The sequence below is a fragment of the Brevundimonas sp. EYE_349 genome (genome assembly GCF_023147505.1).
In the GTDB taxonomy this organism is placed as follows: domain Bacteria; phylum Pseudomonadota; class Alphaproteobacteria; order Caulobacterales; family Caulobacteraceae; genus Brevundimonas.
The window spans coordinates 133524-157706 of sequence record NZ_JAHXPB010000005.1; the positions used below are offsets into that span (position 1 = coordinate 133524).

Consider the following 24183-nt stretch of genomic DNA (forward strand, 5'->3'; position numbering starts at 1 on the left):
ATGACCGCCGCCCCTGTATCGTCGCCCTCCGCCGAAGCCGCCCCGTCCAAGGCCGGCGCACAGCCGTTCGGCAAGGGGTTCGTCACCGACGCCTGGTATTTCGTGGCGCTAGGTCGAGACGTCGCGCCCGGCAGCCTGAAACGTCACGAGATCATGGGCGAGCCTGTCTTGATCGGACGCACCAAGGCGGGCCAGGTCTATGCGATGCGCGACATCTGCCCCCACCGGGCGGCGCCCCTGTCGGCGGGCCGGTTGGTCGACAAGCCCGGCGAGGGCGAGACGGTCGAATGCCCCTACCACGGCTGGCGCTTCCAGCCCGACGGGGTCTGCGCCGCCATCCCGTCCCTGGTCGAGGACCAGGCGTTCGAGGCGAACCGCATCCGGGTTCGGTCCTATCCGGTGCGTGAAAGCCAGGGGATCGTCTTCGTCTGGATGGCGTCGGACGCCCGAAACCCGATGGACCCCGACCACGCGCCGCCGGTCTTTCCCGGCGTTGTGGGGGGCGAGGCCAAGCTGGTCGAGGCCATGGATTTCGACAGCCACATCGACCACGCCGTTGTCGGCCTGATGGACCCCGCCCATGGTCCCTACGTCCACCAGCAATGGTGGTGGCGGTCCGAACATTCGATGCACGAAAAGGCCAAGGCCTTCGCCCCGACCGACTATGGCTGGGCCATGGTGCGCCACACCCCGTCGTCGAACAGTCGCCTCTACAAGATTCTGGGCGGCGCGCCCGCGACCGAGATCACCTTCCGCCTGCCCGGCTATCGCTGGGAGCATATCCAGGTGGGCGAGAAACAGGTGCTGGCCCTGACCTGCCTGACCCCGATCACCGAGACCAAGACCCGCATCACCCAGATGTTCTGGTCCGACCACTGGGTGTTCAACATCGCCAAACCCTTCCTGCGGATGGGCGTGGTCGCCTTCCTGAAACAGGACGGCGGGATGGTGAACCTGCAGAACGAAGGTCTGCGCTACGACCCCGCCCTGATCTGGATCGACGACGCCGACCGACAGGCGAAATGGTATCAGCAGCTGAAGCGCGAATGGGCCAGGAGCCGGGGGGAGGACCGAGCCTTCGTGAACCCGATCCAGCCTGTGACGCTGAGGTGGAAGAGCTGAGGGAGGCCGTCTCCTCCCCATGCAATGGGGAGGGGGACCGCGTAGCGGTGGAGGGGCTCTTTAAAGTCTCACAGACGCTGGCGATGCGGTAAGAACCCCTCCGTCTCTCCGCTGCACTCCGAGCCACCTCCCCATGAAATGGGGAGGAGACTGAGCGTCCTAGATCTTCAGCCCGTTCTCTTTGGCCAGATCGGACAGTTTCACCATCGGACGCGGGCCCCAGTGGGCGATGACTTCCGAGGCGGCGAGGGAGCCGAGCCTAGCGGCGTCTTCCAGCGGCAGATCGCGCGCCACGCCCAGCAGGAAGCCGGCGGCGTACTGATCGCCGGCGCCGGTGGTGTCGATGACCTTGGCGACCGGATAGGCGGCGACGACGATGCGCTCGTCGCCCTTGATCACGACCGAGCCATGTTCGCCGCGCGTGACGGCGGCGATCTCGACGATGGCGGCCAGTTGCGCGGCGGCGGCGTCGAAGTCTTCGGTCTCGAACAGGGCGCCCAGTTCGGCCTCGTTGGCCAGGACGATGTCGGCGGACTGGGCGACGAAGTCGAGCAGTTCGGCGCGCCAGCGGGCGACGACGAAGGTGTCGGACAGGGTGATGGCGACCTTGCGGCCCGCCGCATGGGCGGCGGCGGCGGCGCGTTCGAAGGCGGCGCGGGCCGGGGCCGGGTCGAACAGATAGCCTTCGAGATAGACGATCTGGCTGGCCGCGATCAGGGCCTCGTCGATGTCGTCGGCGAACAGTTGGTTCGCGGCGCCCAGGAAGGTGGCCATGGTGCGCGCGCCGTCCGACAGGACGTTGATCAGGCAGCGCCCGGTGCCGAAGCCCTGGTCGGCGCCGCCAGTCAGGACCGGGGTGTCGAAATGCACGCCCGCCGCGCGGATGTCGTGGGTGAAGACCTGGCCCAGCACATCGTCGGCGACCTTGCCGATATAGGCCGCCCGTCCGCTGAACGAACCGACGCCTGCGACAGTGTTGCCGGCCGACCCGCCCGAAGCCTCCACGCCCGGCGCCATGGCGTCGTACAAGGCGGCGCTGCGTTCGGCGTCGACCAGTTGCATCGAGTTGGGCGCCAGATCCTGGGCGGCCAGGAAGGCGGCGTCGCAGGGGCTGAGCACGTCGACGATGGCGTTGCCGACGGCGCAGACGTCGTATTGGGCGGTGTTCTGGGTCATGATCGCGCCTTAGCGTCTGGAAGACCGCGCGTCACCCGAAATCATATAAGGAAGCCCTTATATGCCCGTTCCCACTTCGATATGACGATCGCATGACCCAGATCGCCGTGCTGACCCCCGATCCATCCGATCGCTCCTACATCGGGCGCTGGCCCGAGGTGCTGGCGCGGCTGAAGGCGACGCTGGAGACCACTGGCGCGCGCGTGGTCGCCACGCCTTGGACCGATCATGTGGACCACGCCGCAGGCCTGGCGGACCACGATCTGATACTGCCGGTCATCGCCTGGGGCTATCACCGCGACCACGATCGCTGGCTGGCGGGGTGCGAAACCTGGACCCGCGCGGGCCTGACGATGGACAATCCGGCCGACGTGCTGCGCTGGAACTCCGACAAGGCGTATCTGGCGCGGCTGGCGGACAAGGGCGTGCCCACCCCGCCGACCCGCTGGACCGACGGCGTTACCCAGGATCAGGTGGACGCCGTCTTCGCCGAGACCGGCGCGCCGGTCCTGATCGTCAAGCCGACGGTGTCGGCAGGCGCCTTTCGCACCCTGCGGCTATCGCCCGGCGAGGCTCTGATCGAGGCGCCGGAGGGGGCGTCGATGATCCAGCCCTATCTGAAATCCATTGAGACCGAGGGGGAGACCTCGCTGCTGTTCTTCGGCGGGCGGTTCAGCCATGCGGTCAACAAACGTCCCGTGCCGGGCGATTTCCGCATCCAGATGCAGTTCGGCGGCCTTTACACGACCGTGACGCCGGATGACGCGGCCATGGCTCTGGCGCAGCAGGTGCTGGCGGCCATCGACGAGCCGCTGCTCTACGCCCGTATCGACCTGGCGCGCGACGACGCCGGACGGTGGGTGCTGATGGAGGCCGAACTGATCGAACCGGACTTCTATCTGGATCACGACCCGGCGAACGGCGCGGGCTTCGCCGCCGCCGTGAGTCGACGATTGGGCGGCTGAGCGAGCGCTCCGGTCAGAAGGCCTCCCATTCCCCGCCGCCCGCCACCAGTCGGGGCCGCGTCGGCGCGGTTTGATCGCGCGCGAAGGTTTCGATGCGCGCCTGGGCCTGATGGACCGCGGAATCATGCGCCGGGGGCGCGGCGGCGCCGGCGACGGCGCTGACGGTGAACCGGCCGACGAGGGCCGCCAGTTCGGCCGCCTCTCGCGTCAGATTGAGGCTGGCGGCGGTCGATTGTTCAACCATGGCGGCGTTCTGCTGAGTGACCTGATCCATCTCGTTGACGGCGGTGTTGACCTCGGCCAGGCCGACCGACTGTTCCTGGGTGGAGGCGCGGACTTCGCCCATCAGGGTGGTGATCTCGGCGATGCGGTCGGCGATGCCGGTCAGCACCTCGCCCGACTGGCGCACCAGGTCCACGCCCTGTTTCACCTGGCCGGCGCTGGACGAGATCAGGGTCTTGATCTCCTTGGCGGCCTCGGCCGACCGCTGGGCCAGGGCGCGGACTTCGGAGGCCACGACGGCGAAGCCGCGCCCCGCCTCGCCGGCGCGCGCGGCCTCGACCCCGGCGTTCAAGGCCAGCAGATTGGTCTGGAAGGCGATCTCGTCGATAACCCCGATGATCTGGTTGATCTGGCCCGAGGAGTGTTCGATCTCGCCCATGGCGGCGACGGCGCGCTGAACCACCACGGCCCCGACTTCGGCCTGGCTGCGGCCCTGTCCGACGACGCTGTCCGCGGCCTGGGCGTTCTCGGCGGTCCTGCGCACCGTGGCGGTGATCTGATCCAGAGCGGCGGCCGTCTCTTCCAGACTGGCGGCCTGACGTTCGGTGCGGCGCGACAGGTCGTCGGCGGCCTGGCTGATCTCATGGGCGCCGGCCTGCATGGCCACGGCGTTAACGCCGATCACCCCGACCGCATCGTCCAGCGCCGCCATGGCCGCATTGAAGTTGTCGCGCAGGGCGGCGTAGTCGCCCGGAAACGCGTCTTCGATCCGATAGGCCAGGTCGCCGGCGGCCATGGCCGACAGGCCCCGCGCCGTGCCCTGAACCACGGCGGTCTGGATGGCCGCCGCCTGGTGTTCCGCCGCGAGACGCCGTTCGCGTTCCTCCTCCACGGCGGTCACGTCAATGGCGAATTTGACGACCTTATAGACGCGTCCCGTCGCGTCGAAGACGGGGTTGTAGCTGGCCTCGATCACGACGCGGCGACCATCTTGGCCATAGCGGACGAACTTGTCGCTGACGAACTCGCCCGCGTTCAGCCGCCGCCAGAAGTCGGCGTAGGCCGGGCTGTCGACCTCCGCGGGATCGACGAACATCCGGTGATGACGCCCGACGATGTCGTCCAGCGCATAGCCCAGGACGGACAGGAAGTTGGCGTTCGCCTCACGGACCGTGCCGTCCAGATCGAACTGGATCACCGCCTGCGAGCGATCGATCGCGGCGACCATGCTGCGCAGTTCGGCGACGGCGATATCGTCGTCGCGGTTTCGAAACAGGCGCATGTTCAGGACTTTCAAGACAAAAAAGCAGGAACGGGAATCGCACGGCGGAGGTTTAGAAGCCGTGCGGCCTTAGTTAGCAAGCTAAGGCTCAACCCTGACGGTTTCTGCTTCGCGCGCGCCGTGCAAATCTGCTTTTTCCCCGGTTTTCAAAGAGGTCCGGCTTGTCGGCCATCGCGCGAGAGACGCTGCAGCGGCAAGTCGCCATGCAGATCATGATCACGGCGAAACGCTGGAAGATGCGGGTCGCCGACCTTTTCCGCGATCATGGCCATACGGGCGCGCCGACCGTAGTGCTCTATATTCTGGCGGATCATCCCAAGGGTCTGACGCTGTCGGAACTGTCCGAGCGGATGGAGCTGTCGGGCGCCTCCTTGACGCGGCTGGTCCAGCGGCTGGAGCGCGACGGCATGGTCAGCCGTCGCCGCATGGTCGGCGACGGACGCTCGTGGTTGATCGAAATGGAGCCGGGCGGCCATCAGGCCGTGAAGGAATTCGAGGTCCACGCCTCGGCGATGCGTCAGCGGATGTTCCAGGACGTGTCCGAGGCCGACATGGCCGCCGCGTTGCGGGTGCTGAACGCCCTGTCCGACAGGCTGGTCAAAGGGCCGGACGCCTTCAGAGCGGCGCAGCGGCTTCCCCCGACGCCATAAGCCCCGCCCGCGACGGACACAGGTCGGCGATCAGGCAGGACAGGCATTTGGGCTTTCGCGCCGTGCAGGTGTAGCGACCGTGCAGGATCAGCCAGTGGTGCGCCTTGGGCAGCCAGTCTTCCGGCACCACCTTGAACAGCTGAGCCTCCACCTTGTCGGGCGTTCCCGCATTGGCCAGGCCCAGCCGGTGCGAGACGCGAAAGACGTGGGTGTCGACGGCGATGGCCGCCTCGATCCCCAGTTCGTTCAGCACCACCGAGGCCGTCTTTCGCCCAACGCCGGGCAGGGACTGAAGCTCGGCGCGGTTCAGGGGAACCTGCCCGCCGTGCTGCTCCAGCACGATGCGGCTCAGCGCGATGACGTTGCGGGCCTTGCCGCGATAAAGGCCGATGGAGGCGATGTAGGGGATCAACCCCTCTTCGCCCAGGGCCAGCATCTTTTCGGGCGTGTCGGCGACCTGGAACAGGCGGTCGGTCGCCTTGTTGACCGAGACGTCCGTGGCCTGGGCCGACAGGGCGACGGCGACCACCAGCGTATAGGGGTTGGAGAAGTTCAGCTCGGTCTTCGGATCGGGCATGACGCCGGACAGACGCTGGAAGATTTCCTCGACCCGATCCTCGTCAGGCGGCCAGCGCAGGACGGGGATGGGGGCGCCCGTCATGACCGCGGGGCGTTTGGCGGCCGGCTTGACGGCGGGTTTTCGGGGTTTGACCGGCTTCATGACCCGGCCTCTTCCAGACGCCGGCGGGGCCGAACGCCAAGGGCGGACAGGGCGGCGTCGGCGGCGCGCTCGCCCTCCATCCAGGCGCCGTGGGCCGTGCCGTAATAGACAGGGGCCGTCGCCTCTCCAGCCAGGAAGAGGCGGTCCTCGACCGAGACACGCAGTTTCGCCCGATCCGCCGCATGGCCCGGCAGGGCGTGGGAATAGGCGCCCTGCGACCAGGGATCGACGCCCCAGCCGCTGACGGCGACCGCCTGAAGCCGTCGGCGCATGTCCGACCCCAGGGCCGAGACCAGTTCGGCGACCGCGAAATCCGCCAGGGCCGCCGGCCCTTCCGCCTCCAGTCCCCAGGCCAGGTCGGCCCCGAAATAGGCCTCGATCATCGGCCGCCCGAACGGCCGCAGGTGATAGCCGCCGGTCTGGGCCGTGTCGGTGCGGGTCCACAGCTGGGTGTCGGGCTGGAAATCTGCGGCGCCGCGCACCGTCATATGCACCTTGGACGCCAGTCCCAGCGGCACGCCCGCCGTCGCCTCCAGCAGGGCGGGCGCCGGCGGGTCGATGCGGACGGTCTCGTTGGCGATCAGGCTGTTGGGCGTGGTCAGGATGACGATCCGCGCGGTCAGTTCGCCCCGGCTGGTCTCCAGCCGCAGCAGGGGGCCGGAGCGGTCGATGCGGCGCACGGCGCAATCCGTCGCCGTGACCGGGGCCGCCGCCTGGCCCAGCCGCGCGATCAGCCGGCCGTATCCCTCGCGCACCCGCCAGTTCACGCCAGTGTCGCCATAGGCGTCGTAGTCCAGGCTGGACACCTGGGCGAACCGCGCGCCGTTCAGGGCGCCGGAGATGGCGTCCATATGGGCGTTCCAGCGGCTGTCGGGATCGAAGAAGTCGGACGCCGGGCGATCTTCTCCGCGCGTGGCGGCCTCGGCGACGCGCTGGTCGAAGGCGGCGAAGGCTTCGCCGAAGGCGGCCTGGTCCGCCGACGTCATCTCGTGGTCGAAAGCCTGGCTGCGCCAGGGCGGCGGGGTCTGGTCCAGTGTCAGCCCCTCGGCCTCCACCCGGCCCGCCAGAACATTGTCGTCGGCGGAATGCAGCCAGCCGCAACCCATATCCAGGCCCTCGCCCTCGATCCGCTGGGTGAAGGCGCGCCCGCCGATCCGGTCACGCGCCTCCAGAACCAAGAGCGAAAGCCCGGGCCGCATCAGGCGCCGCGCCGCCGCGATCCCCGCCGCGCCAGCTCCCACCACGACCACGTCGACTTGGGACGGAAGGGGATTGGAGGCCTGGGCGAAGTCGGTCATGGGGCGCGACAGATACACGAAATCGGACCCGCCCGGACAGGACGCAAAACATTCGTATCCAGGGTCATTGATTTTTGGACAGTGAAGTCCATTTTAGCGCCGCTTCAATCGGTCGCACCCCTCCCCCGGATTTCGCCATGTCGCCTGAACTCAAGAAACGTCTGCCGTTGATCGCGGCGGGGATCGTCGTCGTGGCCCTGATCGTCGGCGGCACGGTCTGGTGGCTGAACGGCCAGCGGTGGGAGAGCACAGACAACGCCTTCGTCCAGGCCGACACCACCCTGGTCAGCCCGCAGTTGTCGGGGCGCGTGACCGAGGTTCTGGTGGGCGACAACCAGCGGGTCGAGGCCGGCCAGATCCTGGTCAAGCTGGACGATTCCGACCAAAAGGCCCAGTTGGCCCAAGCCGAGGCCAATCTGGCCGCCGCCATCGCCGCCGTGGGCCATGTCGACGCCCAGGCCGAGCAGGAACAGGCCACCATCGCCGCCCGCGCCGCCGCCGTCAGCCAGGCCCACGCCCAGGCCGGCCTGGCCCGCGCCGAGGTCGATCGTTACGGCAGGCTGGCCGAACAGGGCTGGGTCTCGCAGCAGCGCATACAGACCGAGCGCGCCTCGGCCGCCACCGCCGCCGCCAGCGTGCAGCAGGCCCAGGCCGCCCTGGTCGCCGAACAGCGCACCGCCGGCGTGCTGGGCTCGACCCGCCAGCAGAGCGTCGCCGCCGTCGAACAGGCTCGCGCCGTGGTCGATCAGGCGCGGATCGCCCTGGAGCGCACCGTCATTCGCGCACCCGCCGCCGGCGTCGTGGGCGCCCGCAGCGTGCGGCCCGGCCAGATCGTCAACGCCGGCACGCAGCTGATGTCCATCGTACCCCTGACTCACACCTATATCGTCGCCAACTTCAAGGAGACGCAGCTGGATAAGGTGCGCCTGGGTCAGGCGGTCGAAATTTCCGCCGACGCCTTTCCCGGCCGCAAGATCCAGGGCCGGGTCGACAGCTTCGCCCCCGCCACCGGGTCCGAGTTCGCCCTGATCCCGGTCGAGAACGCCACCGGCAACTTCACCAAGATCACCCAGCGCGTGCCGGTGCGGATCGTGGTCAGCGGCGAGGACCGGAACCTGGCCCTGCGTCCGGGCCTGTCGGTCGACGTCAAGATCGACCTGAAGAGCCAGGGCGGCCAAAGCTTCGCCGAGGCCGCGACCGGGACTGTGACCGGAGCCGCAGCCCAGTGACCGCCGCCGCCCCCGCCGCTGACGGCGGGGCCCCCGCCGCGTCAAAGGGCCCCGTCGCCGGCCATCCCGAGATCAACTGGACCATGCTGCTGCTGGGCTTCGCCGGCATGGTTGTGGGCCAGTTCATGGCTATCCTGGACATCCAGATCGTCGCCGCCTCCCTGCCCCAGATCCAGGCCGGGGTCGGCGCCTCGGCCGACGAGATCAGCTGGATCCAGACCGCCTATCTGATCCCCGAGGTGGTGATGATCCCTCTGTCGGGGTTCCTGTCGCGCCTGTGGGGCACGCAGCGGCTGTTCCTGGCCTCCTGCGCCGGCTTCGTCCTGATGAGCATCGCCACGGGCCTGTCGTCGTCGATCGACATGATGATCCTGTTCCGTGCCATTCAGGGTTTTGTCGGCGGGGCCATGATCCCGACCGTCTTCGCCGTCGCCTTCACCGCCTTTCCGCCGGACAAGCGGGTCACGGCCAGCGTGGTCATGGGTCTGATCGTCACCCTGGCCCCGACTGTTGGGCCGACGCTGGGCGGGCACCTGACGGAGTGGCTGAGCTGGCGCTGGCTGTTCTTCATCAACGTCGGGCCGGGACTGATCGTGCTGTTCCTGGTCGGGCGCTACGGCAACTTCGACAAGGGCGATCCGTCCCTGGCCAAGGGGTTCGACTGGTGGGGCCTGGGCCTGATGGCCGTCTTCCTGATGTCGATGCAGTTCGTGCTGGAGGAAGGGGCCAAGAACGACTGGTTCGACGACACCCACATCCTATTGCTGACGGTGGTGGCCGCCGTGACCGGGCCGATCTTCGTGTGGCGGTCGCTGACCTATCGCCAGCCGATCGTTGAGCTGCGCGCCTTCGGCAACCGCAACTTCCTGGTCGGTTTCATCATGACCTTCATCGTCGGGTTCGCCCTGTTCGGCGGCACCTTCCTCTTGCCGCTGTTCCTGGGTCGGGTGCTGCACTATTCCTCGTCGGAGGTGGGCACCACCATGGTCGTCTCCGGCCTGGCCATGTTCGCCACCGCGCCCTTCGCCGGGCGGCTGGTGCGCAAGATGGATGCGCGCATCCTGATGTTCGGCGGCTTCATGATGTGCGCCTGGGGCATGTGGGAGGCGCGACTGGTCACCGAAAACTGGGGCTTCTGGGAGTTCGCCTCGGTCCAGGCGTTCCGGGGCATAGGGGTGATGCTGGCCATGATCGCCTCACAGCAGGTGACGATGGCCACCCTGCCGCCGCACATGGTCAAGAACGCCTCGGGCCTGGTCAACCTGGCGCGCAACGTCGGCGGCGCCTTCGGCCTGGCCATATTGAACACCAGCCTGACGTCCAACACCGCCCTGCATATGACCGAACTGACCAGCGCCATCGGCCAGGGCGATCAGGCGGTGCGCCAGATGCTGGCCGGCATGACCCAGCGGTTCGCGGGCACCATCGACCCGGCCGCCTCGGCGATGAAGGCCATCTACGGGATCCTGCAACGGCAGGCGACCACCATGGCGTTCGGCGACGCCTTCGCCCTGTTGGGCGTCATGTGCGCGGGCGCGGCCTTCGTCACCCTGCTGGCCCAGCCGGTGAAGGCCCAGGCCGGCGCCCCGCCGTCGGACGCCCACTGATGGCGCGCCGTCGCGGGCAGGTGGACGAGAAGAAGAGCGAGGCGATCCTGGACGCCGCCGCCGCCCTGTTCGCCGACAAGGGCCTGCAGGCCAAGATGGACGAGATCGCCAAACTGGCCGGCGTGTCCAAACAGACGGTCTATAACCGTTTCGCCTCCAAGCTGGAGATCGCCCAGGCCCTGGCCGCCAAACGGGTGGAGGACATCGTGGCGCCCCTGCGCACCGCCGGCGATCCGCAGACGGTGCTGGAGACCCTGGCCCTGACGCTGCTGAACCGGGTGTGCAGCGCCGACAAGGTCGGCTCGATGCGGGGGGTCGCCCTGATCTCCACCGAGGCGCCGGAGATCGCCCACGCCATCTATGAGGCCGGGCCGCGCCGAAGCCTGCGCGAGATGGCGGCGTGGCTGGCCGAACAGACGCGGCTGGGCCGGCTGCACGTCGGCGATCCCGAGCAGGCGGCCGAGATGTTCGCGGGCCTGGTGCTGGGCCACAGCCATCTGCGCGCCATGCTGGATGTGCCGCAACTGGCGCCCGAGAAGCGTGCGGCGCGGGCGAAGGAGGCGGCGCGCATCTTCGTGGCCGCCCATGCGCCCAAATCGTCTCCAGCCCCGTCGCTTCAGGCGACTTCCTGATCCGGGCGCGCTAACGTCGCCGCGTCTAGTAGAGTGAAAGCCTGCCCATGCTGATCCACCTGTCCTCTTGGCCCGAGATCGACGCCCGCCTGAAAGACGGCGGGGCGCTGTCCAAGACGGTGGTCGTGCCCATCGGATCGAACGAGCAGCACGGCCCGACCGGCCTTCTGGGTACCGACTGGCTGTGCCCCGAGATCATCGCCCACGAAGCCGAGAAGACCGACGCCAACCTGATCGTGGCGCCCACCTTCAACATCGGCATGGCCCAGCACCACCTGGCCTTTGCGGGCACCATCTCCCTCCGCCCCTCGACCTTCATGGCCGCGATCACCGACTGGGTGTCGTCGCTGAGCCGCCACGGGTTCGAGCGGATCTATTTCCTGAACGGCCACGGCGGCAATGTCGCCACCATCGAGGCGACCATCTCGGAAATCTACGCCGAGTGGAGCTTTGTCGAGGATCGGCCGCCGTTTATCCTGAAGCTGAAGAACTGGTGGGACCTGCCGGGCGTGAACGGCCTGTGCAACCGGTTGTTTCCGACCGGCCACGGGATGCACGCCACCCCGTCCGAGATCGCCGTGACCCAGGCCGCCTATCCCGACCGGATCAAGACGGCCGACTATTCGCCGCAGATCGCGCCGAACGGGCCGATCCGCGACGCCCTGGACTATCGCGCCCGCTTCCCCGACGGCCGCATCGGATCGGACCCCGCCCAGGCCAGCCCGGAGAAGGGGCGGCAGATCATCGAGGCGGCGATCCCCGGCCTGCTCGACGACGTCGCGGCCTTCGCCGCCGAAGTCCAGCCGGAGGTCGCGTCCTGAGCCGCCGGACCCCCACGGTCGCGGACGCCGCCATGGTCGGGGCCGAGTTGATGGCCGCTTCCGCCGAGGTGATCGCGGCCCGCACCGGCCGGATGGCGCAGGGCCTGACCAGCGCCAAGGGACAGGATTTCAAGGAGCTGTCGCTGATGAGTTCGGAGAAGGCCGAGGCCTTGTCCGCCTCGGCCGGGGCCGTCGCCGCCAGCGCAGGGGCCATCGGCCAACGTCTGGGCCGCGTGGCGATGGACGAGGGCGCCCATGTCCTGCGGGCGGCGGCGGCCGTGACCCAGGCCCGCACGCCCGCCCAGGCGGCCGAGGCGCAGTTCAGCTATGCGATGGGGTGGTGGAGCCGGGCGGCGACCCAGGCCATGACCCTGAACGGCGAATTGCTGAAGGCCCAGGCCGAGGCGATGGCCCCCATCCACAAGACCGCCGTCGCCAATGCGAAACGGCTGCGCAAGAAAACTTAGCGGCTTCGATATCCCCCGCCTGGTCTGGTCGTCATTCCGGGGCGTCGGAAGGACGGTCAGAGGCGGCTGGCGGCCGGAATCAGACCGGCTCGACGAGCTTCAGCTTGGGCTTCTTGACCTTGGCGGGCTTGGCCGGGCGGTCGGCCTTGCGCGCCGCCTTTTCGGCCTTGCGGGTTTCCTTCTCAGCCGCCTTCAGCGCCTTCTTGGCGGCCTTGGCCTCGGCCTTGGCGGCGTCGGGGGCGGCGTCAGCGGCGGCGGCCAGTTCGGCCAGCTGCGCCAGGAAGCTCTCGCGCTGTCCCTTGGGCAGCAGGGCCATGATCCGCTTGTCGGCGGCGTCGACCAGCGGGCGGGCGGCCTCCAGCCGGGCGGCCCCTTCCGTGGACAGACGCACGGCCTTGGCGCGGGCGTCCAGCGTCGAGCGTTCGCGTTCCAGCAGGCCCTTGGCGGTCATGCGCGTAACCAGATCGGCCAGGGTCGAACGATCGATGCCGGTCATGCGGACGAGTTCGGTCTGGGTCAGGCCCGCCTTGAGCGACACCGCCTCCAGCACCGCGAACTGACGCTGGGTCAGGCCGTCGGCGCCCGTCTCCTCGGCGTAGATGTCCAGCGCGAGTTGCAGCGCGCGATGCATCAGATGGCTGGGCGAGGCGCCCAGAGGCCCGACCCTGCGCCCTGACTTACCGGCCTTCACCATCGCACCGCTCCCCTAAAGTTTCGTCCGAACACGTATCAGCTCAGCTTTACGATTTGACGGGAAAAGCGCGTCGATTCCGTGACAGTTCCGCTTGCAGTTCTACAATCCCGTATCGGGCGAGACCGGAGCGGGCTCCTCGTCCTTGATCATGTGCTTCATGATGAAGAAGACCTGCCAGACGCCAAACACGGCCGAGGCGATCCACAGACCGCCGCGGAAGGCGACCCAAGTATCGTCCGACTGGGTGCGCCACACGATCTCGTTCACGATGCACACGGCCGCGAAATACAGGCCGTAGCGCAGGGTCAGGCCGCGCCAGCCCCGGTCGGTGATCTTGATCGCCTCGCCCAGCAGATATTTGAACGGATAGCGGTTAAGCGGCAGGGAGCCCAACAACACCGCCGCCAGCAGCCCGTTCTGGATCGACAGCTTGATCTTCAACAGGTTCGGGTCGTGGAACAGGATGGTCAGCACGCCGAAGATCAGCGCGAAACCGCCCGTCAGCAACGGCAGCTGCGCCAGCCGCTTCTCCACCGCATAGCCGACGATCAGCGCGATCAACGACGCACCGACCAGAACCCAGGTCGCCTGGACCAGAGCCTCTTGCCCGTCGAGGCCCCGTGCGAAACGGTTGACGGCGTAGGCGGCCATGAAGGCGACCAGGGCGCCGAAATCGACGGCCTGACGAATGCTGGAAGCCTTTTTCGACGTCTCGGTCATGTCAGTCTTCCAGTCCGACCAGCGAGCGGGAGAAGGCGCGGGCGTCAAAGGATTGCAGGTCCTCGACCCCCTCGCCCACGCCGATCAGCATCAGGGGGGCGTCCGACGCCTGGGCCACCGGCACCAGCACCCCGCCGCGCGCCGTGCCGTCCAGCTTCGTCATGACCACGCCGGTCACGAAGGCGGTGCGGCCGAAAATCTGTTCCTGGGCCAAGGCGTTGCGGCCCACGGTGGCGTCCAGCACCAGAAGCGTGTCGTGCGGCGCATCGGGATCGACCTTTTTCAGCACGCGGACGATCTTCAGCAGTTCGTCCATCAGGGCCGACTTGTTCTGCAGCCGCCCGGCCGTATCGATCAGGACGACGTCGTAACCTTCGGACCGCGCCTTCTGATAGGCGTCGAAGGCCAGACCCGCCGCATCGGCGCCGTCGCGACGGCTTTCGAAATCGGCCCCGGCCCGTTCGGCCCAAACCTTCAGCTGTTCGCGCGCGGCGGCGCGGAAGGTGTCACCGGCGACGATCATCACCTTGGCGCCCTTGGCCGTCAGATCGGCGGCGATCTTGCCCAGGGTCGTGGTCTTGCCCGAGCCGTTCACCCCGACGAACAGGACGACATAGGGTTTGGGTCCGCTCAGCGGATCGAAGGTCGCCTGGCGCGGCGACAGTTCGGCGGCGACCGCCTCGGCCAGGGCCTCCTTGACCTCGCGTTCCGGCGCGTCCTTGCCGAACTTCAGCCCACGAAAACGTTCGACGATCCGGGCCGAGGCGGCCGGGCCGAGGTCGCTTTCCAGCAGATGCTCCTCCAACTGCTCCAGGGACGCCTCGGACAGAGGCTCCTTGACGAAGGTGGCGACGACCTGATCGGTCATCTGTTTGGAGGAGCGCGAGAGCCCAGCGGACAGGCGCTGGAACCAGCCTTTTTTCGGCGTGTCGGTCATGGGATGGCTTTAGCGGGGGCGAAGGCGGACGTCATCCGCATTCGCAAAAAGAGGCTCTTGCTGCGGATCGCCGACAGAATATACGTTTAGCATACGTTTCATATAGTCGGGACCGGACATGGGCATCGTCAACATCGAGGACGAACTGCACGAGCAACTGCGTCGGGCGGCAAAGGCCTCCTATCGCTCCATCAACGCCCAGGCGGCCTTCTGGATCAGGATCGGCATGTTGGGCGAGACGAACCCCGGCCTGACGTTTCAGGAACTGGTGGCGCGCGAGCTGAAGGCGGCGGGCGTCGCGGCGCCGGCGACGACGGGCGCGGCGGCGTGACCAAGACGCCGCAGGAGATCGAACTGATGGCCGCCTCTGGCCGGCTGCTGGCCTCGGTCTTCACCCATCTGGACAACATGGCGCTGGAGGGGATGACGACGCTGGAAATCGACGCCCGGGTCGAGCGGTTCATCGTCGATGTCTTGAAGGCGCGACCGGCCAGCAAGGGCCAGTACGGCTATGGCTTCGTGCTGAACAGTTCGATCAACCAGGTCGTCTGCCACGGCGCGCCCTCGGCCGACGACGTGCTGAAGAGCGGCGATATCGTCAATCTGGACATCACCCTGGAGAAGGACGGTTTCATCGCCGATTCCTCCAAGACCTATCTGATCGGGTCGGTGGGGCCGCAGGCGCGCCGTCTGGTCCGCACCACCTACGAGGCGATGTGGAAGGGCATTCGCGCCGTGCGACCCGGCGCGCGCCTGGGCGACATCGGCTTCGCCATCGAGCGTCACGCCAAACAGGCGGGCTATTCCGTCGTGCGCGACTATTGCGGGCACGGCATCGGCCGCGAGATGCACGAGGAGCCGCAGGTGCTGCATTTCGGCCGTGCGGGGACGGGCGTCACCCTGCGCGAAGGCATGACCTTCACCATCGAGCCGATGCTGAACCAGGGCGTCCACACGGTTCTGACCGAGGACGACGGCTGGACCGTGGTCACCTCGGACGGAAAACTGTCCGCGCAATTCGAGCACACGGTGGCGGTGACAAGGGACGGCGTGCGGGTGCTGACCCAGCGCCCGGACGAGAAGGCGGAGCGCTAAGTTGCGGCGACATGCCTGAGGACAGGCTTGCGGTTCGTTACGCTCCGCACGCCTCGCCTCGGCGAAGACGATTCCGTCCCCTCATCTTTCGCGCCTATATGGGGTCGAAGACCGGCCAGGCCGGGTGCAGGACGATCCGATGACCGATGCTTCTTCCTTCTTCTCGCCCAAGACCCAAGGGTTCGTGCGCGTGGCGGCGGCGACGCCCGTGGCGCACGTCGGGGATCCGAAGGCGAATGCGGGCGAGCATCTGGCGCTGATCCGCCAGGCGGGCGAACAGGGCGTGGACCTGATGGTCTTTCCCGAGCTGTCGCTGTCGGCCTATGCGATCGACGACCTGCATATGCAGGCGGCCCTGCTGGACGAGGTGGAGCGGCAGATCGCGGTCCTGGCCGAGGCGACAGCCGGCGCCGATCTGATCGCCGTGGTCGGTGCGCCGATCCGCAGCGGAGACACCCTGTTCAACTGCGCCGTGGTGATGGGCGGGGGCGAGGTGCTGGGCGTCGCGCCCAAGACCTATCTGCCCAACTACCGCGAATATTACGAGAAACGCTGGTTCGCGCCAGCGACGGCGCGGACCGAAGACGTGATCCGGCTGAACGGCGAGACGGTGGATTTCGCGCCGGGACTGATCTTCGAGGCGGCGAACCGGCCGGGCTTCGTCTTCGCCGTCGAGATCTGCGAGGACTATTGGGCGCCGCTGCCTCCGTCCACGCGGGCGGCGCTGGCGGGCGCGCGGATCCTGCTGAACCTGTCGGCGTCCAACATCGTCATCGGCAAGGCGGACGAGCGGGCGATGCTGAGCGCCAGCCATTCGGCGCGCACCCTGTCGGCCTATGTCTTCGCCGCATCGGGCTGGGGCGAGAGCACCACCGACTTGGCCTGGGACGGTCAGGCGACGATCCATGAGCTGGGGTCGAAACTGGCCGAAGGCGAGCGGTTCGCCCTTGAGAGCCATCTGACGATCGCCGATGTGGACGTGGACCGGATCGGGCTGGATCGGTTGAGGAACGGCACCTTCGCCGAATGCGCCAGAAACGAGGGCGAGGCGGCGACCGTCGTGCCCTTCCTGGCGCGCGAGGATCATGAAGCCAGCGAGTTGATCCGGCCGCTGGACCGGTTCCCCTTCGTACCGGACGACGCCGGGCGGCTGGATCAGGACTGCTACGAGGCGTTCAATATCCAAGTGCAAGGGCTGATGCGCCGGATGACGGCCACAGGCGCCAACTCGCTGGTGATCGGCGTGTCCGGCGGGCTGGATTCCACCCAGGCCCTGCTGGTCGCCTGTCGCGCCTTCGACCGGCTGGACCTGCCGAGAACCGGCATATTGGCCTATACGATGCCGGGGTTCGCGACCTCGGACGGGACCAAGTCCAACGCCTGGGCGCTGATGACCGCGCTGGGCGTCACGGGCGCGGAAATCGACATTCGCCCCGCCGCCGAACAGATGTTCCGGGACATCGGCCACCCCTATGCCGAGGGTCAGCCGGTCCACGACATCACCTTCGAAAATGTGCAGGCGGGCCTGAGGACCGACTATCTGTTCCGGCTGGCCAACCAGAACAAGGCGTTCGTTCTGGGGACCGGGGACCTGTCGGAACTGGCGCTGGGCTGGGCCACCTATGGCGTCGGCGACCATATGAGCCACTACAACGTCAACGCCGGGGTGGCCAAAACGCTGATCCGGCATCTGATCCGCTGGGTGGCGACAGGCGATCTGATCGGCGGAGAGGCGCGCGAGACGCTGCACGCCATTCTGGACACCGAGATTTCGCCCGAATTGGTGCCCGCCAAGGATGGGGTGATCCAGTCGACGGAGGGGACGGTCGGCCCCTATGCGCTGAACGACTTCTTCCTGTTCTACCTCAGCCGGTTCGGGATGAAGCCGTCCAAGGTCGCCTTCCTGGCGCACCAGGCCTGGGGCGATGCGGGGGCGGGCGAATGGCCGGCGAATACGCCGGACGACGAGAAGGTCGAATACGATCTGGCGACGATCAAGGGCTGGCTGAGGAAGTTCCTTAATCGCTTCTTCCAGACGGCCCAGTTCAAGCGATCAGCCCTGCCGAACGGGCCAAAGGTCGTGACGGGCGGGTCGCTGTCGCCACGCGGCGACTGGCGAGCGCCGTCGGATGGCTCTGCCCGGGTGTGGCTGGATGAGCTTGAGGCAAACGTGCCGGATTAAGGCAGGCCACGCAATTCCCGCACGGCTTGTATGGATATTTGGTCCTCTGGCCGCTAGAAGCGTCGCCATGACCGATGACGTGACCAAAGACTCCAACGGCAACATCCTGGCCGATGGCGACAGCGTGACCCTGATCAAGGATCTGAAGGTCAAGGGATCGGGCGGGGTGACCCTGAAGCGCGGGACCCTGGTCAAGAACATCCGCCTGACCGGCGATCCCGACGAGATCGAGGCCAATGTCGAAAAGGTGCGCGGCCTGGTCCTGCGCACCGAGTTCGTGAAGAAGGCTTAAGGCCCCTCTTCCCAAGCGTGATATCAGCCGCCATCTAGCGGCCTATGATCGACACCCTCGCCGCCCCGACCTCGACCGCCGCAACGACTGGCAAGATTCCCGTCACCGTCCTGACCGGCTATCTCGGCGCGGGCAAGACGACCCTGCTGAACCGCATCCTGACCGAGGATCACGGCAAGCGTTACGCCGTCATCGTCAACGAGTTCGGCGAGATCGGCATCGACAACGACCTGGTGGTCGGAGCCGACGAGGACGTGTTCGAGATGAACAACGGCTGCGTCTGCTGCACGGTGCGCGGCGACCTGATCCGCGTGGTCGCGGGCCTGATGAAGCGGCAGCGTCCCGGAAAGCCCGCATTCGACGCCATCATCGTGGAAACGACGGGCCTGGCCGACCCCGGCCCGGTGGCGCAGACCTTCTTCGTCGACGAGGACGTCAAGGCCAAGACCCAGCTGGACAGCGTCACGACCCTGGTTGACGCCAAGCACGTGATGGCGCGGCTGGACGATTCCAGGGAGGCCCGCGAACAGGTGGCCTTCGCCGACCGGATCATCCTGAACAAGGTCGATCTGGCGACGGCGGACGAACTGGAGACGGTCGAGGCGCGTCTGCGGGCGTTGAATCCGCTGGCGCCCATCGTGCGAGCCGAACGATCGAACGTGCCGCTGGATCAGGTGCTGGGCCTTCACGCCTTCGATCTGGAGCGGATTCTGGAAGTGAAGCCGGACTTCGTGAACCCGCCGCATGGCGCGGACGGCCATGTGCACGACGAACACTGCGGCCACGATCACCACCATCATGACCACGACCACGGGCATGACCACCACGATCACGATCATGGCGCGCGGGGGCACGCGCACCAGGACGACATCAAGGGCATCTCCCTGTCGCTCGACCGTCCGCTGGATGGGGCGAAGTTCACGGCCTGGCTTGACCGGTTGCTGGGCGAGCAGGGCCAGGACATCCTGCGCGCCAAGGGCATCATCGACGTTCAGGGCGAGAACCGCCGCCTGGTCTTCCAGGCCGTCCACATGATCCTGGAAGGCGATCTGCAACGCGAATGGGGCGTCGCCGAACGCCGCTGGAGCCGCGCGGTCTTCATTGGCCGGGATCTGGACGAAGCCGAACTTCGCAAAGGCTTCGAGGCCTGCGCGGCCTAGCGTCCCGCCACTTTTACGCCGCACTCCCTCCGCAGCCTGTAGTTAGGCGGAGGGAAACCATGAAGCGATTGATTCTGACGGCCTGCATGGCGTTGCTGTGCGGCTGTTCGACCTATACGACGCCCGGCGCTGGGGTCGAACTGGGCGCAATCACCGAGAACGACGGCGACATCGCCGCCGCATTCGCTCGCCAACCGGCCGTTGTTTTTCCTGCTCGGATGGCCGTCGCTCGTGTCGCTTCGGCAGGCTATCGAAGCGCCTCCAACAGCAGCATGGGCACGGGCGCGTTCGGCATTGTGACGACACGCGACATCGAGACGGATGAAAGCCTCGCAAGGCTGGCGCAAATGCCGCGCATTTCCGCCGTCGCCCCTGTAAGTCGCCTTTTGGTCTCGCCAGATTTGAAAGACACCCGAGACCTGCGCGCCGCCGCAGCCCAACTGAGGGCGGATGTCATCCTCGTCTATACGATCGATACGCGCTTCCGCACCGAGAGCGCAGCGCTTGGCCCTCTGCAGACCATCGCCCTCGGCTTTCTTCCCAGCAAGAAGGCGGTCGTGAACGCCACCTGCGCCTTTATCCTTATCGATGTGCGAACCGGCTTTGTTTACGGAACGGGCGAGACGACGGCGACCGAAGACCAGCGCTCCAATGTCTGGGGCAGCGAGAACGCCATCGAGGCGGCGCGACTGAGAGCCGAACGAAAAGCCTTCGAGGACGGCCTGGGTGAAGTCGCCAAGCTCTGGTCATCCGTCGTCGCGGCCCACGGCGGCCAAGGCTAGAAAAAAGACCGCCGGATCACTCGGCGGTCTTTTTCCTTAATTACTTCCCGAACAGCTTGTTCCAGCGGCGCTTCTCGCGGGCCTTCCAGGCGCCGCGATGATAGGCGTCGGACCCGATCAGGGGAACCACGGTGGTGGCTTCGGCGAAGACCATCTGTTCGTGGGTCGTTTGAACCTTGCCCCAGGAGGCGGCCTCTTTCAGCGTGGACGACGAGCAGGCGCCGTCGCGGACGTCGGCGACGGTGATCTGGACCGCATAGCGGTGCATCTCGGCCTCAACGCCCAGAATTTCGGCGCAAACGACCGTGTCCTGGGCGAAGTTCTTGGGCACGCCGCCGCCGACCATGAACAGGCCGGTGACGCCCGCCGCGATCTTGATGTCGGTCAGTTCGCGGAAGTCGGCGATGGCGTCCAGCATCAGATAGGGCTGGCCGGCGGCCGCGCGTTCCTTCTGGTGCTTGACCAGGCCGAAGCCGGCGGAGGAGTCGACAAAGGCCGGGCAGAAGATCGGCACGCCCTCTTCATAGGCGGTTTGAATCAGCGAGCCGGGCTTCTTCGCATTCCCTTCGGACAGCCACTTGCCCATCTCCCAAATGAACTCGCGGCTGGAATAGCCGCGCGGCTCCAGACGGTCGGCGATCTCCAGGATGGTGTGGTCGCAGGCCTGAAGCTCTTCCTCGTCGATATAGGTGTCGTAGATGCGGTCGATGTAATTGTCGCGCAGGACGTTGTCGTCCACCTGACCGGCGGCCTGATAGTGTTTGAAGCCCAGGGCCTCGAAGAAATCCATGTCCACGATGGAGGCGCCGGTGGCGACCACGGCGTCGACCATGCCGAACTTCACCATGTCGCGGTACACGTCCATGCAGCCGCCCGCCGAGGTCGAACCGGCCAGGATCAGCCAGGGCGAGCAGTCCGCATCCTCGATGGCCATGGAGAAGATGTCGGCGGCGCGGGCGGTGTCGCGCGACGAAAAGGACATCTTGCGCATCGAGTCGATGATCGGTCGGGCGTCGAAGCTGGTGATGTCGACGTGTTCGACCACGTTTTGGAGCAGCTGGGCCTTGGTGTTCGATTGAACGGGAGCGTTCATTTCGGCGGTTTCCCTGTGATTTGAGCGCCCGTCGAACAAGCAGACGTGCCGGGACGGAGCGACCGACAGGACCGATAGACGCCCAACCTGCAGCCGTCACCCTCGGACTTGATCCGAGGGCCGAAGGTCCCGCCGTGCTCTCTCCGCAATGGAGACGCACAGCAGCCGATCCTGGGGTCGAGCCCGAGGATGACGGATATGAGGTGCGGGCGCCCTACTTCCGGCGCGACTTGCGCTGACCGGCCTTACCCTTGGGACGTGACAGGCGCACGACCTTGCGCGCGTTCTCTTCCGCCGTGGTGCGCACGGTGGGAATGGAGCGCGGCGCCAGGCCGTACAGCGAGGCCATCGGGGCGTCCCCGACCGCGGCGATGTCGTGTTCGCCATAGCCGTTGAAGCCGGTCGACATGGCGACGCCGTAAGCCCCCAGCATGCCGATCTCGATGAAATCGCCTTCGCGCACATCGGCCGGCAGCCAGAACGGGCCCGGCATATGGTCGATGCTGTCGCAGGTCGGGCCGTAAAACTGGAAGGCCTTCAACTCGCCCGACGCTTCGCCGTCCCGGACCAGCTTGGTCGGGAAGGGCCAGCGCGAGTGGGTCGCGTCGAACAGCGAACCGTAGGAGCCGTCGTTCAGATACAGGGCGTCGCCCTTTCGCAGATCGACGCGGGCCAGGATCGACGAGGATTCGGCGACCAGCGCCCGACCGGGCTCGCACCACAACTCGGTCGTTTCCGACACCGGCATCTCGTTGAAGCCGCGATGGATGGCGTCGGCGTATTCGCTCATGTCCGGCGGGACCATGCCGGGATAGACCGAGGGGAAGCCGCCGCCGACATCGACGATGTCGACGATCACGCCCGCGCGGCTGATCGACCGTCCGACCTGGGCCATCGCCGCCTGATAGGCGGTCGGGCGCATGCACTGCGAACCGACGTGGAAGCTGACGCCCATCAGGCCTTCCTTGACCGCCTGGCGCGTGGCCAGCAGCAAGGCGGGAGCCTGATCCGACGACACGCCGAACTTGCCCGAAAGGGTATAGGCGGCCCCATCGGCCGAGACGGCCATGCGAACCACAAGGTTCAGGTCGTCGGCGCCGCCGGTGGCGTCGAGGATCTTGTTCAGCTCTTCCACGCAATCCAGCGAGAAGGTGCGGACGCCGTGGTCAAAATAGGCCTTGGTGATCGCAGACCGGCTCTTGACCGGATGCATGAAGGCCAGACGCACGTCATGGCTGACCGAACGGACCAGTTCGATTTCGGCCACGGACGCCACGTCGAAGGCGCGAACGCCAGCCTCGATCAGGGTCTCGATGACCCAGCGCGAGGGATTGGCCTTCACTGCATAGAAGACGTCGGCTTTCAGATTATCCTGGAACCAGCGCGCCGCTACGGATACCGAACGCGGCCGCACGAGTGCGACGGGACGTTCAGGAGGCCGCTCACGGACCAGGTCCAGGGGAAATTGGTACGTGCGCAATTCACGTAACCCCCTGCTAATTGTTAACCCAGACCGGCGTTAGCAGCGCGTAACGGTTAGACCTACGGGGTCCGCCGGAGAGCGCGATATGGGGGCTGTGGACTGTCATGTAAAGCGGTAATTTCATGGCGGGGCCTGGGTTTGATCGGACCGGGACTGTCACAAATGTCCGTCCACCTCCGAAATGGCCGCGCCGACGGCAACCTTGGCCTTTGGCTGTCGTTCAGACGGCGGAGGAGCGGATGAATCGGTGGATATTCCTGTTTCGACGGATGTCGCGGCAGCTGTGGTGGCGGGCCAGCCTTTATGCGGCGTTGGGCGTGGTCGCGGCCCTGGCCGGCGCCTGGGGCGCGCCGTTCGCCCCGCCCGTGCTGGCCGAGCGGTTCGGCGGGGATTCCGTCGAGGCGGTGCTGACCATACTGGCGTCCAGCCTGCTCGCCGTGGCGACATTCTCGCTGGGGGCCATGGTCACCGCCTACACCAGCGTCTCCAGCGCCGCGACGCCCCGCGCCGCCGCCCTGATCACGGGCGACGAAAGCACCCAAAAGGCCCTGGCCACCTTCGTCGGGGCCTTTCTCTACGCCATCGTCGGGGTCACGGCGATCAATGCGCAGTATTACGGACCTGGCGGCCGGGCGATCATCTTCCTGTTCAGCCTGGCGGTGGTGGCCCTGGTCGCCTTTCGTCTGCTGACCTGGGTCAGTCGCCTGACGCGGCTGGCGCGCCTCAGCCATACGGTGGAGCGTGTCGAGGCCGAAACCCTGGTCGCCCTGACCGCAGAGGCGAAGCGGCCACGCATGGGCGCGTCGGCTGGCGTTCTGGATCGAGGGCCGGTCGTGACGGCCGCGCAGACCGGCTATGTGCTGAACGTGGACATCCAGAGCCTTCAGGCCGCGGCCGAGCGAGCTGACGGCCGCATCCAGGTCATCGCCCGCCCCGGCGCCTTTGTGATGCGGGGCGAACCCCTGGCGCGGCTGAGCGGCGACGCCATAGACGCCGATGCGGTGCAGACCGCCTTCACCCTGGGGCGGGAACGGTCGTTCGATCAGGATCCGCGTTACGGGCTGATCGTCCTGGGCGAAATCGCGGACAAGGCTTTGTCGGCCGCCGTCAACGACATCGGCACCGTGGTCGGGGTGATCGGTTCGGGGGTGCGGCTTATGGATCTGTGGGCCGACGCGGCGCCGGAGGATCGGCCGCCCTGCGACCGCGTGCTGGCCGAGCCCTTGTCGGCGCACGATCTGCTGGACGACATCTTCGGCCCTGTGGTCCGTCACGGCGCCCACGACCTGACCAGCGCGATCAGGCTGCGCAAGGCCCTGGCCTCCCTGTCCGTCCACCCGGTTCTGGCTGAACCGGCGTCAGTGATGGACGCGCGGCTGATGCAGGATGCGGACTTCGCCAATGTCGCGGACGCCGAGCGGCTGCGGCGCTGCGGCGCCCAGGCCCGGACAAGCGCGGGCTAGACGAAATCCCTCGCGCCGTGCGATTAGGACTTGCCCAAACGCCTTCGTCGCGTCATGCGGCGCCCCTTCGCCACAGCCTCTCAGCGAGTT

At 67.1% G+C, this 24183-nt stretch carries 24 protein-coding genes; 15 read left to right on the forward strand and 9 right to left on the reverse strand.

Going from position 1 to position 24183, the window contains the following annotated elements; all coding sequences use genetic code 11:
• Positions 1-1122 carry an aromatic ring-hydroxylating dioxygenase subunit alpha gene (locus KZX42_RS10795; RefSeq protein ID WP_248119346.1) on the forward strand — a complete coding sequence of 374 codons (1122 nt, stop codon included), beginning with the start codon at positions 1-3 and terminating at the stop codon, positions 1120-1122.
• 159 nt (positions 1123-1281) lie between these two features.
• Here KZX42_RS10795 and KZX42_RS10800 read toward each other — a convergent pair whose 3' ends face one another.
• Positions 1282-2298, reverse strand: coding sequence for an adenosine kinase (locus tag KZX42_RS10800; protein ID WP_248119347.1), 1017 nt, complete (start codon positions 2296-2298; stop codon positions 1282-1284).
• 92 nt (positions 2299-2390) lie between these two features.
• Here KZX42_RS10800 and KZX42_RS10805 point away from each other — a divergent pair, with 92 nt between their 5' ends.
• Positions 2391-3263 (forward strand): transporter, encoded by an 873-nt coding sequence (locus tag KZX42_RS10805; RefSeq protein WP_248119348.1) that lies wholly within the window; start codon positions 2391-2393, stop codon positions 3261-3263.
• Positions 3264-3276: 13 nt separating this feature from the next.
• Here the strand turns inward: KZX42_RS10805 and KZX42_RS10810 are convergent, their stop codons facing one another.
• Positions 3277-4767 carry a methyl-accepting chemotaxis protein gene (locus KZX42_RS10810; protein ID WP_248119349.1) on the reverse strand — a complete coding sequence of 497 codons (1491 nt, stop codon included), beginning with the start codon at positions 4765-4767 and terminating at the stop codon, positions 3277-3279.
• A gap of 161 nt (positions 4768-4928) precedes the next feature.
• Between KZX42_RS10810 and KZX42_RS10815 the strand changes: the two genes are divergently transcribed.
• Positions 4929-5417: a MarR family transcriptional regulator gene (locus KZX42_RS10815; RefSeq protein ID WP_248119350.1), complete on the forward strand. Its 489-nt coding sequence runs from the start codon at positions 4929-4931 to the stop codon at positions 5415-5417.
• Here KZX42_RS10815 and nth read toward each other — a convergent pair.
• Both nth and KZX42_RS10825 read right to left on the reverse strand, forming a co-directional pair.
• Positions 5383-6138 carry an endonuclease III gene (gene nth / locus KZX42_RS10820; protein WP_248119351.1) on the reverse strand — a complete coding sequence of 252 codons (756 nt, stop codon included), beginning with the start codon at positions 6136-6138 and terminating at the stop codon, positions 5383-5385. The two genes, KZX42_RS10815 and nth, sit on opposite strands and share 35 nt — an antisense overlap.
• Positions 6135-7436: an NAD(P)/FAD-dependent oxidoreductase gene (locus tag KZX42_RS10825; protein ID WP_248119352.1), complete on the reverse strand. Its 1302-nt coding sequence runs from the start codon at positions 7434-7436 to the stop codon at positions 6135-6137. The genes nth and KZX42_RS10825 overlap by 4 nt, the downstream gene beginning before the upstream one ends.
• Positions 7437-7573: 137 nt before the next feature.
• Between KZX42_RS10825 and KZX42_RS10830 the strand changes: the two genes are divergently transcribed.
• From KZX42_RS10830 to KZX42_RS10850, 5 genes are all read left to right on the forward strand, one after another.
• Entirely contained in the window at positions 7574-8665 is a 1092-nt protein-coding gene (locus tag KZX42_RS10830; RefSeq protein ID WP_248119353.1) for an HlyD family secretion protein, read from the forward strand.
• A gap of 71 nt (positions 8666-8736) precedes the next feature.
• The gene (locus tag KZX42_RS10835; protein ID WP_248119494.1) at positions 8737-10272 is read left to right on the forward strand and encodes a DHA2 family efflux MFS transporter permease subunit; all 1536 of its coding nucleotides are present in this window, start codon (positions 8737-8739) and stop codon (positions 10270-10272) included.
• Complete coding sequence (locus KZX42_RS10840) at positions 10272-10904, forward strand: TetR/AcrR family transcriptional regulator C-terminal domain-containing protein (RefSeq protein WP_248119354.1); 633 nt, start codon at positions 10272-10274, stop codon at positions 10902-10904. The genes KZX42_RS10835 and KZX42_RS10840 overlap by 1 nt, the downstream gene beginning before the upstream one ends.
• A 47-nt stretch (positions 10905-10951) precedes the next feature.
• Positions 10952-11725, forward strand: coding sequence for a creatininase family protein (locus KZX42_RS10845; RefSeq protein WP_248119355.1), 774 nt, complete (start codon positions 10952-10954; stop codon positions 11723-11725).
• Between the two features lie 50 nt (positions 11726-11775).
• Positions 11776-12192 carry a phasin family protein gene (locus tag KZX42_RS10850; protein WP_248119356.1) on the forward strand — a complete coding sequence of 139 codons (417 nt, stop codon included), beginning with the start codon at positions 11776-11778 and terminating at the stop codon, positions 12190-12192.
• Positions 12193-12271: 79 nt separating this feature from the next.
• Here KZX42_RS10850 and KZX42_RS10855 read toward each other — a convergent pair whose 3' ends face one another.
• The 3 genes from KZX42_RS10855 to ftsY all read right to left on the reverse strand — a co-directional run bounded on the left by KZX42_RS10855 (position 12272) and on the right by ftsY (position 14543).
• Positions 12272-12886 carry a MarR family transcriptional regulator gene (locus tag KZX42_RS10855; RefSeq protein ID WP_248119357.1) on the reverse strand — a complete coding sequence of 205 codons (615 nt, stop codon included), beginning with the start codon at positions 12884-12886 and terminating at the stop codon, positions 12272-12274.
• A gap of 99 nt (positions 12887-12985) precedes the next feature.
• Positions 12986-13606: a septation protein IspZ gene (locus tag KZX42_RS10860; RefSeq protein ID WP_248119358.1), complete on the reverse strand. Its 621-nt coding sequence runs from the start codon at positions 13604-13606 to the stop codon at positions 12986-12988.
• Position 13607: 1 nt separating this feature from the next.
• Complete coding sequence (gene ftsY / locus KZX42_RS10865; protein WP_248119359.1) at positions 13608-14543, reverse strand: signal recognition particle-docking protein FtsY; 936 nt, start codon at positions 14541-14543, stop codon at positions 13608-13610.
• 118 nt (positions 14544-14661) lie between these two features.
• Between ftsY and KZX42_RS10870 the strand changes: the two genes are divergently transcribed.
• From KZX42_RS10870 to KZX42_RS10895, 6 genes are all read left to right on the forward strand, one after another.
• Positions 14662-14874, forward strand: coding sequence for a ParD-like family protein (locus KZX42_RS10870; protein WP_248119360.1), 213 nt, complete (start codon positions 14662-14664; stop codon positions 14872-14874).
• Positions 14871-15638, forward strand: a complete 768-nt coding sequence (gene map / locus KZX42_RS10875; RefSeq protein WP_248119361.1) for a type I methionyl aminopeptidase — start codon at positions 14871-14873, stop codon at positions 15636-15638. Before KZX42_RS10870 ends, map begins: the two co-directional genes overlap by 4 nt.
• 139 nt (positions 15639-15777) lie before the next feature.
• On the forward strand, positions 15778-17820 hold the full coding sequence (locus tag KZX42_RS10880) for an NAD(+) synthase (protein ID WP_248119362.1): 2043 nt from the start codon (positions 15778-15780) through the stop codon (positions 17818-17820).
• A gap of 67 nt (positions 17821-17887) precedes the next feature.
• A complete protein-coding gene (locus tag KZX42_RS10885) occupies positions 17888-18112 on the forward strand; it encodes an alkylphosphonate utilization protein (protein ID WP_017506643.1) in 225 nt (74 codons plus the stop codon).
• 44 nt (positions 18113-18156) lie between these two features.
• Positions 18157-19272, forward strand: coding sequence for a GTP-binding protein (locus KZX42_RS10890; protein ID WP_248119363.1), 1116 nt, complete (start codon positions 18157-18159; stop codon positions 19270-19272).
• A 59-nt stretch (positions 19273-19331) separates the two neighbouring features.
• The gene (locus KZX42_RS10895; protein WP_248119364.1) at positions 19332-20054 is read left to right on the forward strand and encodes a hypothetical protein; all 723 of its coding nucleotides are present in this window, start codon (positions 19332-19334) and stop codon (positions 20052-20054) included.
• 40 nt (positions 20055-20094) lie between these two features.
• Here the strand turns inward: KZX42_RS10895 and KZX42_RS10900 are convergent, their stop codons facing one another.
• Together KZX42_RS10900 and KZX42_RS10905 are read right to left on the reverse strand one after the other, a co-directional pair.
• Positions 20095-21147, reverse strand: a complete 1053-nt coding sequence (locus KZX42_RS10900; protein WP_248119365.1) for a deoxyhypusine synthase — start codon at positions 21145-21147, stop codon at positions 20095-20097.
• A 214-nt stretch (positions 21148-21361) separates the two neighbouring features.
• Positions 21362-22627: a type III PLP-dependent enzyme gene (locus KZX42_RS10905; RefSeq protein WP_248119366.1), complete on the reverse strand. Its 1266-nt coding sequence runs from the start codon at positions 22625-22627 to the stop codon at positions 21362-21364.
• Positions 22628-22869: 242 nt separating this feature from the next.
• On the opposite strand from KZX42_RS10905, the gene KZX42_RS10910 reads away from it, so the two are divergent.
• Positions 22870-24093, forward strand: a complete 1224-nt coding sequence (locus KZX42_RS10910; RefSeq protein ID WP_248119367.1) for a DUF2254 domain-containing protein — start codon at positions 22870-22872, stop codon at positions 24091-24093.
• The last annotated feature ends 90 nt before the right edge of the window (positions 24094-24183 follow it).

What these genes read in the sequence shown, in the direction of transcription:
- KZX42_RS10795 (WP_248119346.1), top strand. Translation starts at nt 1, where the DNA reads ATGACCGCCGCCCCTGTATCGTCGCCCTCCGCCGAAGCCGCCCCGTCC.
- KZX42_RS10800 (WP_248119347.1), bottom strand. Translation starts at nt 2,298, where the DNA reads ATGACCCAGAACACCGCCCAATACGACGTCTGCGCCGTCGGCAACGCC.
- KZX42_RS10805 (WP_248119348.1), top strand. Translation starts at nt 2,391, where the DNA reads ATGACCCAGATCGCCGTGCTGACCCCCGATCCATCCGATCGCTCCTAC.
- KZX42_RS10810 (WP_248119349.1), bottom strand. Translation starts at nt 4,767, where the DNA reads ATGCGCCTGTTTCGAAACCGCGACGACGATATCGCCGTCGCCGAACTG.
- nth (WP_248119351.1), bottom strand. Translation starts at nt 6,138, where the DNA reads ATGAAGCCGGTCAAACCCCGAAAACCCGCCGTCAAGCCGGCCGCCAAA.
- KZX42_RS10825 (WP_248119352.1), bottom strand. Translation starts at nt 7,436, where the DNA reads ATGACCGACTTCGCCCAGGCCTCCAATCCCCTTCCGTCCCAAGTCGAC.
- KZX42_RS10830 (WP_248119353.1), top strand. Translation starts at nt 7,574, where the DNA reads ATGTCGCCTGAACTCAAGAAACGTCTGCCGTTGATCGCGGCGGGGATC.
- KZX42_RS10840 (WP_248119354.1), top strand. Translation starts at nt 10,272, where the DNA reads ATGGCGCGCCGTCGCGGGCAGGTGGACGAGAAGAAGAGCGAGGCGATC.
- KZX42_RS10845 (WP_248119355.1), top strand. Translation starts at nt 10,952, where the DNA reads ATGCTGATCCACCTGTCCTCTTGGCCCGAGATCGACGCCCGCCTGAAA.
- KZX42_RS10850 (WP_248119356.1), top strand. Translation starts at nt 11,776, where the DNA reads ATGGCCGCTTCCGCCGAGGTGATCGCGGCCCGCACCGGCCGGATGGCG.
- KZX42_RS10855 (WP_248119357.1), bottom strand. Translation starts at nt 12,886, where the DNA reads ATGGTGAAGGCCGGTAAGTCAGGGCGCAGGGTCGGGCCTCTGGGCGCC.
- KZX42_RS10860 (WP_248119358.1), bottom strand. Translation starts at nt 13,606, where the DNA reads ATGACCGAGACGTCGAAAAAGGCTTCCAGCATTCGTCAGGCCGTCGAT.
- ftsY (WP_248119359.1), bottom strand. Translation starts at nt 14,543, where the DNA reads ATGACCGACACGCCGAAAAAAGGCTGGTTCCAGCGCCTGTCCGCTGGG.
- KZX42_RS10870 (WP_248119360.1), top strand. Translation starts at nt 14,662, where the DNA reads ATGGGCATCGTCAACATCGAGGACGAACTGCACGAGCAACTGCGTCGG.
- KZX42_RS10880 (WP_248119362.1), top strand. Translation starts at nt 15,778, where the DNA reads ATGACCGATGCTTCTTCCTTCTTCTCGCCCAAGACCCAAGGGTTCGTG.
- KZX42_RS10885 (WP_017506643.1), top strand. Translation starts at nt 17,888, where the DNA reads ATGACCGATGACGTGACCAAAGACTCCAACGGCAACATCCTGGCCGAT.
- KZX42_RS10890 (WP_248119363.1), top strand. Translation starts at nt 18,157, where the DNA reads ATGATCGACACCCTCGCCGCCCCGACCTCGACCGCCGCAACGACTGGC.
- KZX42_RS10895 (WP_248119364.1), top strand. Translation starts at nt 19,332, where the DNA reads ATGAAGCGATTGATTCTGACGGCCTGCATGGCGTTGCTGTGCGGCTGT.
- KZX42_RS10900 (WP_248119365.1), bottom strand. Translation starts at nt 21,147, where the DNA reads ATGAACGCTCCCGTTCAATCGAACACCAAGGCCCAGCTGCTCCAAAAC.
- KZX42_RS10910 (WP_248119367.1), top strand. Translation starts at nt 22,870, where the DNA reads ATGAATCGGTGGATATTCCTGTTTCGACGGATGTCGCGGCAGCTGTGG.